General features: G+C 42.5%; 11 protein-coding genes. 3 read left to right on the top strand and 8 right to left on the bottom strand.

Features of this window, described 5'->3' with window-relative positions; genetic code table 11:
* The 3 genes from OCV81_RS16915 to lnu(AN2) form a co-directional block, all read left to right on the top strand.
* A partial coding sequence (locus OCV81_RS16915; protein ID WP_262640508.1) for a hypothetical protein occupies positions 1–211 on the top strand: 211 nt, incomplete at its 5' end.
* A 124-nt stretch (positions 212–335) separates the two neighbouring features.
* Positions 336–1541: a macrolide efflux MFS transporter Mef(En2) gene (gene mef(En2) / locus OCV81_RS16910; protein ID WP_072543088.1), complete on the top strand. Its 1206-nt coding sequence runs from the start codon at positions 336–338 to the stop codon at positions 1539–1541.
* A gap of 24 nt (positions 1542–1565) precedes the next feature.
* Positions 1566–2078 (top strand): lincosamide nucleotidyltransferase Lnu(AN2), encoded by a 513-nt coding sequence (gene lnu(AN2) / locus OCV81_RS16905; protein ID WP_009038171.1) that lies wholly within the window; start codon positions 1566–1568, stop codon positions 2076–2078.
* A 445-nt stretch (positions 2079–2523) separates the two neighbouring features.
* On the opposite strand, the gene OCV81_RS16900 is transcribed toward lnu(AN2), so the two are convergent.
* The 8 genes from OCV81_RS16900 to OCV81_RS16865 all read right to left on the bottom strand — a co-directional run bounded on the left by OCV81_RS16900 (position 2524) and on the right by OCV81_RS16865 (position 11068).
* Positions 2524–2877: a nuclear transport factor 2 family protein gene (locus tag OCV81_RS16900; RefSeq protein ID WP_004308780.1), complete on the bottom strand. Its 354-nt coding sequence runs from the start codon at positions 2875–2877 to the stop codon at positions 2524–2526.
* 88 nt (positions 2878–2965) lie between these two features.
* Positions 2966–4369 (bottom strand): hypothetical protein, encoded by a 1404-nt coding sequence (locus OCV81_RS16895; RefSeq protein ID WP_004308779.1) that lies wholly within the window; start codon positions 4367–4369, stop codon positions 2966–2968.
* Positions 4370–4580: 211 nt separating this feature from the next.
* Positions 4581–5537, bottom strand: coding sequence for a toprim domain-containing protein (locus OCV81_RS16890; RefSeq protein WP_025077123.1), 957 nt, complete (start codon positions 5535–5537; stop codon positions 4581–4583).
* Between the two features lie 212 nt (positions 5538–5749).
* Positions 5750–6826 (bottom strand): AAA family ATPase, encoded by a 1077-nt coding sequence (locus OCV81_RS16885; protein WP_008766855.1) that lies wholly within the window; start codon positions 6824–6826, stop codon positions 5750–5752.
* Between the two features lie 14 nt (positions 6827–6840).
* Positions 6841–7149, bottom strand: coding sequence for a DUF3853 family protein (locus OCV81_RS16880; protein ID WP_004308776.1), 309 nt, complete (start codon positions 7147–7149; stop codon positions 6841–6843).
* 224 nt (positions 7150–7373) lie between these two features.
* Entirely contained in the window at positions 7374–8417 is a 1044-nt protein-coding gene (locus tag OCV81_RS16875; RefSeq protein WP_004308775.1) for a hypothetical protein, read from the bottom strand.
* 8 nt (positions 8418–8425) lie between these two features.
* Positions 8426–9721 carry a PDDEXK nuclease domain-containing protein gene (locus OCV81_RS16870; protein ID WP_032582750.1) on the bottom strand — a complete coding sequence of 432 codons (1296 nt, stop codon included), beginning with the start codon at positions 9719–9721 and terminating at the stop codon, positions 8426–8428.
* A 63-nt stretch (positions 9722–9784) separates the two neighbouring features.
* Entirely contained in the window at positions 9785–11068 is a 1284-nt protein-coding gene (locus OCV81_RS16865) for a site-specific integrase (RefSeq protein WP_004308773.1), read from the bottom strand.
* Positions 11069–11229 lie beyond the last annotated feature (161 nt).

The raw sequence follows: 11229 nt of genomic DNA, 5'->3' as shown, positions 1-11229 counted from the left end.
TCTCTCCGCAACAAACGCTGAAAATCAGCAAATTGCAAAACAAACACCCAGTTTTACACCCAAGAATGTAAAGTCGAGTGTTTTTGTTTTATTTAAGATAATACAACCACTACATAATAAAAGAGTAGCGATATTAAAAGAATCCGATGAGAAAAGACTAATATTTATCTATCCATTCAGTTTGATTTTTCAGGACTTTACATCGTCCTGAAAGTATTTGTTATTGTATTCCAACGTCAGGAGTGGATTATAATACAAGTTTTTTGTGTGGATAGAATTTCGTTTTGCTTAATGTACGAAAGTACTTATCTATAAACGCATGAAATATTAGCACAATGAATCATTGGAAATCAACTTTGGCCGTGATAGGAATAGGCCAACTCATATCTATTTTAACAAGTACGATTGTTGGCTTCTCCATTATTTTTTGGATTAGCAACGAATTTAAATCCCCGACAGCTTTATCTCTGGCTATTTTAGCTGGATTTTTACCACAATTTGTATTAGGCTTGTTTGCCGGGGTCTATGTTGACAGATGGAATCGAAAGAAAACGATGTTTTATTCGGACTTGTTCATCGCGTTCTGTACCCTATGTCTTTTTATTGTGATAACCAAGGGTTATAAAGACCTTTCTTTTTTTTATCTATTGACTGCTTGTCGTTCAATAGGCAGTACGTTTCATGCACCTGCTTTACAGGCAAGCATCCCTCTACTGATTCCCAAGCACCATCTTGTCAGGGTATCAGGTTTGTACCATTCCATTCAATCCTTCAGTGAGGTGATAGCTCCCGTTGTAGGGGCAAGCCTCGTTGTTTGGCTTCCCATACAGTATATTCTGCTCATAGATGTGATCGGAGCTGTTGCTGCTTGTCTGACCTTACTTTGTGTCCAGATTCCTTCTCTTCAAAAAACGAAAGTTCTTCCAGATTTCAAAAAAGAACTGACGGAATGTTGGCATACCTTGCGGCGTACAATGGGCATTTTGCCTTTATTCGTATGCTTTACGCTGGTGACTTTTGTCCTTATGCCTGTTTTTACGTTATTTCCTTTTATGACGCTTCTGCATTTCAACGGAAACATTTTGCAAATGGGAGTTGTGGAAATGGGTTGGGGCTCAGGGGCATTGTTGGGCGGTTTAGTACTTGCCTGTAAGGCTTTGAAAAGCAAGCAAACATTAGTGATGCATACGGCTTATGTGATATTGGGATTGTATCTGATTAGCGCCAGTTATTTACCATCAAGCGCATTTATAGGTTTTGTTTGCCTAACATTTACAGGAGGCATAGCCTATTCCATTTACCATGCGCTTTTCATCGCTATTATTCAGCAGAACTTGGCTTCGGACATGCTTGGACGGACTTTTTCTCTCATCTTTAGTTTGAGTACCTTTCCATCAATGCTGGGTATCGTAGCTTCAGGATATTGGGTGGAAGCATGGGGTATCACATCCGTCTTTATGATCAGCGGATGGGTTATCTTTCTGATTGGAGTGGGTGCAAATTTTATTTCTTCAATCAAGCAGTTGGATAATTACGCATAGTATTATTTATTAAAGAATTATTATATGACAAAGAAAGAACACACTACGATTACAGAGTTATTTCAAGTTTTGGACTTGTTGGAAAGCCTGGACATGCAGTTTTGGTTGGATGGAGGCTGGGGAGTGGATGTCTTGTACGGACAGCAAACCCGCTTGCATAGAGATATTGACATTGATTTTGATGCCAATTATACAGACCAACTCCTTGATCTTTTGCAGGAGAGAGGATATCAAATTGAAACAAATTGGTTGCCCACCCGTATGGAACTGTATAGCAAAGAATTAGGCTATATTGATATCCATCCTTTTGTCTTGAATGCGGACGGCACTTCCAAACAAGCCGACTTGGATGGAGGCTGGTATGAATTTCAACCGGACTATTTTGGAACAGCAGTCTTTGAAGGCAGAAGCATCCCTTGCATTTCTGCAAAAGGGCAACAAGTATTCCATTCGGGCTACGATTTAAGAGAGAAGGATATTCACGATTTATCTATAATTAAACAATGTATAACAACAATGAGCCTAACAATTAGATAAGAACAAGAAAATGACAGAAAAACAAATTGTCTGGTATATCTTACTTACAGAAGTAAAGATAGACAGTGACACCCAGTCTGTCACATCCCTGAGTGTAGCTCCATTGGCAGTCTTGCCGGAATTCCAGCGTAAGGGAATTGGGGGGGATGTTGATTCAGTAAGCCCATCAGAGGGCAGCACTTTTGGGTTACGGCACAGCAGTCGTATTGGGGCATAAAGAGTATTATCCTCGATTTGGCTATCGCAAGGCTATCGATTTAGGAATTGAATTTCCTTTCGAAGTCTCTCATGAATATTGCATGGTGGCTGAATTAATACCTGGAGCTACTGAGAATGTGAAAGGTATGGTTTGTTATCCAACTGACTTTAAATAGTTTAACAAGTAAAATTCATTATATAACTCGGACTGGGTATTTCAATTTCCCAGTCCGTATTCTGATAGTACTTATTCAATTGGAAGATTGTGTTGCTTCAAGAATGAAAGTTTATCCCAATACCCTCTTTGAAAGACGATTTTGTTATCTTTTACATGAAAAAATCCGCATCCACGAAGTCCAAGAGAGTCTTTCCATTCCATGATAGCCCATTCGCCATCTTCAAAAATATTTTCCACCATACAAACCATTTTAGCAGTGGCAAATTCATTCACAAACATTTTGTAGATTGATTCTTTACCTATTATTGGTTCGTTTGCGACTTGATGATTTACTGCATTAGTAGCATACAGCTCTGCTATATGATAAGCATCTGCTTTGTTAAAGCAATCTATCCATTTTTCCAAAACTTCTTTAGGCTTCATTTTTTATAAATTCTTAGGATTTTGATTCTGTAATAAAAACAATCTGTTTGGATGCATAGATACTTGATTTTATTAATAATAGGCTATTCTATATTCTAAATCCTCTGGATTTTTGCTCTCTCTGCACCGAGTTACGTAGATTCTGCTGTAACTTTTCCCATTGTTCCTTAAACCATTGTACTATGGGTTGTCGGTTTATGGTCAGCATAAGCTTACCACTATCCATCGGATGTTTCTCAACCCTAAAAATATCATTCTTGATGTCAAATTTCCACCTGTGTTCTTCGGAATAAATTTTGCCACTACATTGTATGGATTCTTTCTTTGTCAAGAGGTTTTCTATCATGTCTTTGGTAAACCCGATAACAGCGCATAATTTTTCCATTCTCAACATCTCTTTGAACATGGGAAACCATTTGTGGGCTTTTTCAAGCAAGGTGCTCAATCGTGATATTTCCTTGTCTTTGGCTTCAAGTTCTTGATTATGTATTCTTTGAAGATTACGAATTTGTCTGCTATGCTGTTCCTGTATTTGTTGTATCTGAATTTTTAATTCATCAGTAGCTTTGTCCCGTTTGGTAATTTCCTGATGTAGCTGCTCGATGTGATGTTCCAGTTCTTTCAGCTTACCGCTTCCGAAAAGAGAACCTACACCGCTTGCTATGGCGGTAGCAGCATTGGTGGCTGTTTTCTTTAGTTTGTCCGTGCGTATCTCTGCTTTTACCTGTTTGAGTTCCTGTTCGGCAAGGCTTACTTGTTGTTCCTTGTGTCGCTTGGTTTCCTCTATACGTTGCAGTTCGGCTTTCTGCTTCTCAATGATGAAATCATTTCGTTCCAGATGCTCTTTACCTGTGACAGCTTTTGCCTGTCCACGTTCCATCAGGAGAATATCGGAAGCAAGGGTCTGCATGGTTGCCATATCCTCGTCATTGAGCTTTCGGCTCTTTCCAGTTTCATGGTTCATCCAGTCGAATACGACATGAGCATGATAATTTGGTTTGAACCATCTGTTACCGACTTGGAAGCTCTCCTTGTCTTCTGCTTCCGGCTGACCGTTCAGCCAATGCCCTTCGTCTTTATGCAGGAAAATCTGTAGCGGAGTGATGCCCCAGCGTCTTTGGCACTCTTCACCGAATTTGCGTACATCAGCCAGTGTGGTGTCCGGTCTGATAAGCAATACTCCTTCACGGATGGGTGAGCATCCCGCCACCTTGATAATCTTTCCATTCTTTCCCTTGCGTTCCCTTTCCTTTTCCTGCATGGCACGTCCGGTCTTTTCCTTGACCATTTGCTTGATATTGTCATAATGAGTTCGCAGTTCGGGAGTGCCGAAGTCGGGATTTATCCACTGTTCGTTATCGGTGGAAAGTTCGGGAACGACATAGATTCTGGACTCCCCGATATTACGCATATACTCGGCAGTCCTTCGGTTGTGTGCCTCGCTCGATGCGATGTTGCAAGGCTTGATATGTATGCTTGATTTTGTTGCCATAGCTTCTTTCCTTTGTTTACAATTGATTTACTTTGCTCGCTTTCGCAGAGGGGTTCTTAGGGGTAACCCATAAGCGGAGATTGCAAAGAGAGGGTCACTCTTTGCTCGGGGTTCTCAGGGGTGAAACGCCCTGAGTGGGTCATTAGGGCAAAGCCCTAATCCCCTCGGGAGAGCCCACAACTACGAAAGCGAAGCGTGTAGTTATAGTGGGCTATAACTGGAAGCCGTTCTTCTTTTCCGGTGATTGGCTGCGCACCCCTTTGGCGGACTGGAGCTGCCTTTTTCTTTCAATCTGTTTCTGTAAGTATTCGTTCAAGTCCTTGCATCCTCTGTAAATCTGCGAAGCGTCCCGGAGGTACCGCTCTCTGCCGTATTCCATGCGGATTTGCCGGAGTGCTTCCAGTCCTGCATGGTCGTTGTCGAAAAAGCAGTGGATGCGTTCGTAATTGCCCAACGGATAGAGAGCCTTGTTTACATTCGATACGGAGTTCAATACAATGTAGTCCTGCCCGTCCAATTCCGGATAATTTGGGCAGCTCTCTTGTCTCAATGTCAAAAAGGAGAGGTAGTCCATAAATCCCTCGAACACATAACAGGTATTCCTCGCTTTTCCCGACTGCCTGATGTGGGAGATTTCCTTTGGGGCGATGCAGCCCTTGAAATAGCGGTTGCGGATTTCATATCCACACGAACCATTGGGAAAGGCGATGGCAAAGTACCGCTTGCCGTTGTGAGTGAAACGTGCTTCACTACATTCTCTTTTCGCCAGTTTTATGTTAATTCCTCTACCTTGTAAGTAGGCAAGCAGGGCAGTAGATGACAGCGGAACAATCTCCAACTGTTGGAAGCTCGGCTCGGAAGAGTTTTGCTTTCCAAAAGAGAAAGATACCGGGCGCACGTGCGGTGTCTGCTCTGCTATCCGTTTCAAGATGTAAGGTACATGGTCGGTAGCGTACAGGTGTGCAGCCAGTTCTATGATACCACCACCTTTACCCAAACCGAAGTCATACCATTGTTCACGTTCGGTATTTACCTTGAACGAGGCTTCGGCTTCTTCCCTTAACGGTGATTTATACCACAGATTGACACCTTGTTGCTTGACGGGAGAATATCCTAAACTATGCAGATAATCCGCTATTCTGATTTGCTTGGCTGTCTGTATATCCATAAAATGATTGTTTTAGTAGTTGGTGAATTGGTTTATTTTTCTTTTTGCCCGTACCTTTTTAGGAAGTACGGTCTATAATCACTTCACTAAATTCTCGTATATATAGGATACGGTAATAAAGTGAAGTGATTTAGTCCCATTCCCCAAGCACTTCACTATATTCCTAATATATACACCCCGAGAATAAAGTGAAGTGATTGCAGGGAAATGGGCTAATAGTGGAAGTCAGGCATGAATGTGTATTTTCTGCCTGTCTCCTGCACTATCATCCGTTTGTTGCGGAGCATGGTGATGAGCGATACCGCCTTTTTATGGTTCAGCTTTACACCCACTGACATATAGGTCTTGATTAAGGCATCTTCCAGTTCCTTGTAGCCGTATTCCTCTTTCAGCCCGAAAACGGCTTCCAATGCGATACGGTGCTGCTGCTCGGTGATATGCCTGTAAGGGTCGAACTTCTCTTCTTCGGGTCTTCCCGGCTTCTTTGTTTCAGGTTTGTATCCCTCAATGAGTTCGGGAAGGGCTTTGTCGTTGATACGGAATGCGAAAGGCTCAAAGTCCATTGCCCGGATGTGAATGGCTGAAACATGGCTGATGTCACCGTTGCCCTTGTCCTTTTCTACCTGCAATACGGTTTCCGCCTTGTTGTTCAACTCCGTACCAATGTGCCCTCTTGCGTTCTCATCCCCTTTGTTCTGATGCAGTATCGTATGGATATGTATCTGCCTGTCGTCCGTCCACTGCATCAGCTTGGATATGATGCGTGTTGATTCACTGGGGCTGTTGATGTCATACACCATATCCCGTATGCCGTCTATAATTACAAGACCGATTTCGGGTGTATTGTAAATAGCCTGTTCCACAATCCTGATACGCTGCTCAGGCGTGTATTTTCTTAAGGCAAGAAATTCAAGATTCTCATTGTCCCTATCATCTGGCAAACCAGCCATTCGCAAAATGCGCGTCATGACTTTCAGACAATGGTAAGGGCTTTGCTCTGTATCAACATAAAGCACTTTCCGCTTATCTTCAGGCAGTTCAGCCACATACCGCAGCACTGTGCCGTTCTTCAATGCAGCGGCTACGATAGCCGATACATTGAACGTTTTTTTACTTTTGGCTTTGCCGATGGATGCGCTGAAATTACCCAATGTCCCAATGACAGAATCATGTACTTTAAGGATTTCAGGTGCTTTCTCATAACTTTTCGACAGGCTCAAACGTGAGGCTTGCCAAAGGATTATGGCTTCTTCAGCCGATATTTCCTTAGTCTCTTTCATATAGTCCATAGCCATGCCTCCCGTTATTTCCGTCCTCCTGTTTTCTTTCCAGCCAGTTCAAGGGCAAGCTCAACATCCACGATAATCTTACGTCCTATCTGAGTGATTGCCTTGTCAATCTTTCCGCTTTTCTTGATACGGTTGGCGGTGGGTAGGCTGCACCCGAACAGTTTGGCTATGCCCAGTATTCCGTACACATATTTTCTTTCTGTGTCTGTAATGGGCTGTGGCTGCGTTTCCGTTTGACGGGAAGCGTGCTTACTTAGGAATATGAACTCTTCACCTGTCATCTGCCAGACGGGTTTTGATAATAATTCTTGAAGATTTTTCATCGTTCAATCTATTTAGTCGTTTAACAATCAGCCCTGCGCACTGGCTGTTATCTCTGTTCTCGAACGATGCAAAATTAGGTAGGGTTGTAAGTGGTAAGGATGTGGTTGATATAAATGGAATATCTTGTTATTTATCTGAATATCAGATAATAAAAATACCACTCAAAAATTTAATTTGAGTGGTAAAAGTGGTTGTTTCGTAAAATGTCAGGGCATATCACAGATTATCGGAATATACCATCCATTTCTTTGGCAAATTTCCGGTTGCTGTCACTGGGGAAATCGGAAACAGGCTCTTTGTACTTTGACTTGTAGTAGCTTTCCTCAATATCCAATATTTTCAGGATATTCCTCTTCCAATTCTCCCTGTCCTGTTTGGGCAGTTTTTCGCTCATCAGGAATATCAGATAGCAGGTACGTATTTTTTCTCTCGGTCTGATTTGGGGTTTGGTGTCGCTTGGTAGCAGGTTCATGCAGGTATAGAAATCATGTTCGGAAATATTCTCGAACTGTTCTCCCACGCAGGTTACATGAATGAGCGAAAGCAGTTCCATATTGAAATACTCAGTCTGTTTCGTTCCCAGCACTTCTTCCTGTATGTTGGGGGCATTTGGTTCTTGTTCGGCTGGCTCTTCCGGCTCGTTTGTTTCATCAAATACATATTTCGCCAATGTCTCTTTGAGGTGGCAGCCCAGCCGATAGATTTCATTGAAACGGCTTTTTGCATATTGCAGGGCTTTCTCTCTGGTCTGTTTTTGCAGATCGTAGAGTTCGGTCAGCTTGTTTTTTTTCTCCTCGTATTCATCTTTGCACCGTTCATATTCCATTTCCGCACGCTTTTCATCCTCTGCAGTGTGTTCCCGATAACCTATGGAATCGTATCGGTGGTATGCTTCGTTTAGCGGAGCATGGAGCTTGGTCGTCTTGTATTGCTGTTCTTCTATGGCTTCTTTATAGATTTCTGAAACTCGGAAGCAGATATTGTAAACGGTCTGTTCATCCGGCATACATCCTTTCTTGTAATAACTTATGTTTTCGCATACTTCCTTTTTCAGGCTATTCAGAATCAGTGTGTATTGCTCCTGTGGAAGATGAAACACCAGTTCAAGAATGGCTGTTTCAAGAACCGTTACATCATTGTAGTCCAGATAGAACTTGGTAATGAATTTCTGCTTTTCAAAAGAGAAACCTTTATTATCAAACCAGTCTTTATATATTCTGTTCAATTCTCCGTATCGGGGAATCAGCGTTGTAATTACATCTTTCATGGACGCAACTATTTTTGAGTGTTATTGTCTTTGTCAAGGAAAGAGGCCAGTTCTTCTTCCACTTCTTCCACGCTGGGCAACGCTGATTTCAGTTTCTCGGGAATCGCTTTGCTCAATTGGTAATCGCTGATGCCGATGGGCTGGTCATAGCCTGTCAATGCGTATTGTGCCACAACTTCGTCTTTTCCCTTGCATAGCAACAACCCGATAGTCTTGTTGTCATTCTCTCCCCTCAGTTTATCATCCACCACATTGATGTAGAAGTTCAGTTGTCCTGCATACTCCGGTTTGAATGGGGTAGCCTTTAATTCTACCACGATATATGCGTGCAACGGAATGGAATATAGAATCAGGTCGGCAAAGAAATCGCTGTTTCCGACTTGGAAGTGCTTCTGCCGGGCAACGAAGGCAAAACCGTTGCCCATTTCCAACAGGTAGCGGGTAACGTGTTTCACCAGCTGTTCTTCAATATCCCTTTCGTCTGCTTTTTCTTTGGCTCCTGCCAAATCAAAGATGTACGGGTCTTTGAGTAGGTAATTGGCAAGGTCGCTTTGTGGAGCCGGAAGTGTGGTCGTGAAATTGTTTACCTTGTTGTTGCTGATTTGTCGGCTATACAAATCACTGTCAATTTGCATTTTCAATACATTGCTGCTCCATCCCATTTCCACAGACTGCTTCATGTACCAGTAGCTTAGACCTAAAGGTAGCGAACTGTCAAGTATAGTCATTTGGCTTGTCCAGTTTATTTTGGCTATAGGAGAGGTCAAGAAAACTTCTTCTATTTCCCTGATTCCCATCCTGTAAATGGCAGACACGGTTTTTCCCACATCTTCAAATTGCGCAGGAACTTCCTGCGTAATTGCTAATGATTGACAATCAATCGATTGCATTTGCGCAGTAAGTTCCTGCGTAAATTGCTTGTCATTCAGTTTTAATACTTCATTGGTCACACTCTGTATGGTTGGGACAGACAGGCTTGCATCTGTTTCTATGAAACTTTGCAACGCTCTTAAAGGATATGCTTTTGCAAACTGGCACATATAGGTAAGGTTACGTTCCGAATAGCCTTTCTTTTCAGGGTAATGCAGTCGGATAGCCTTTGCCAACTGCTTGATGATTTTGCTTCCCCATCCGTGCAGCTGCTGGTGATAAAGGATGTAATTGCCTATCTTCCAGTAATGGAACAGCATTTGTGCATTGGCTGCAACAATCAGCCTTACTTGTGCCTGTTCTATTTCCGAACCGACCGCTTGTATGAATGCATCAAAATTCGTTTTCTCTATGTTGGATTCCTTGTTGCTCATATTGTGATGATAATTTCTACAAATATAGTCATTGGTAACTATCTATGAAACTGTTTGATACTTTTATAGTTGATTAAACTTGTTCATGGCATTTGCCTTAATATCATCCGCTATGTCAATGTAGGGTTTCATAGCTTTGTAGTCGCTGTGTCCCGTCCATTTCATGACCACCTGTGCCGGGATTCCGAGAGCCAGCGCATTGCAGATGAATGTCCTTCTTCCTGCATGGGTACTGAGCAAAGCGTATTTGGGTGTGACTTCATCAATACGTTCATTTCCCTTGTAGTAGGTTTCCCGTACAGGCTCGTTGATTTCTGCCAGTTCGCCCAGCTCTTTCAGGTAATCGTTCATCTTCTGGTTGCTGATGACGGGCAGAGCCATGTAATTCTCGAAATGGATGTCCTTGTATTTGTCCAGTATGGCTTTGCTGTATTTGTTCAGTTCAATCGTCAGGCTGTCGGCAGTCTTGACTGTGGTTATTTCGATGTGGTCGGACTTCACATCGCTTCTTTTCAGATTGCGAACATCCGAATACCGCAAACTCGTAAAGCAGCAGAACAGGAAAACATCACGCACACGTTCCAGGTATTGCTTATCCTTGGGTATCTGGTAGTCTTTCAGCTTGTTCAGTTCATCCCAAGTCAGGAAGATTACTTTTTTCGAGGTGGTTTTCAGTTTCGGTTTGAACGTATCGTATGCAATGTTCTGATGATGTCCTTTCTTGAAGCTCCAGCGCAGGAACCATTTGAGGAATCCCATTTGCTTGCCGATGGTGCTGTTTCTCATATCCTTGGTGTCACGCAGGAAGTTGACGTATTCGTTCAATCCAAACTCGTTGAAATAGTTGAACGTTGCATCCTCCTTGAACTCTTTGAGGTGGTTCCTCACTGCTGCAAATTTTTCATAGGTGGATGCCGTCCAGTTATTCTGGTTACCGCACTCTTTTACAAACTCATCGAACACCTCCCAAAAGCTGACAGGGGCTTCTTCCGGCTGTTCTTCGCTGGTGTCTTTCATTCTCATGTTGAAAGCTTCCTTCAACTGTTGGGTCGTTGGCATGACCTCCTGCACCTCAAATTCCTTGAAAATATTCTGGATTTCGGCATAGTATTTCAGCAAGTCCGTATTGATTTCGGCTGCACTTTGCTTTAGCTTGTTGGTACATCCGTTCTTTACCCGCTGCTTATCTGCATCCCATTTGGCTACGTCAATCCGGTAGCCCGTTGTAAACTCGATGCGTTGGCTGGCAAAGATGACACGCATACGGATGGGTACGTTCTCTACGATTGGCACACCGTTCTTTTTCCGGCTCTCCAATGCAAAAATGATGTTGCGCTTGATATTCATAATTGGGTGCGTTTGAAATTCTACACCCAAATATACACCCAATTATTGAGATAGCAAAAGACATTTAGAAACATTTACTTTTACTCTATATTGTAATTTACACTTGATTATCAGTCGTTTGCAGTTTTATGATATTCTGTGAAAGTATAAGTTCGAGAGCC

It is taken from the genome of Phocaeicola fibrisolvens (assembly GCF_025567125.1).
Taxonomy (GTDB): domain Bacteria; phylum Bacteroidota; class Bacteroidia; order Bacteroidales; family Bacteroidaceae; genus Phocaeicola; species Phocaeicola fibrisolvens.
The sequence above is the reverse complement of the archived record's forward strand: the minus strand, read 5'-3'. Positions and strand labels throughout refer to the sequence as shown.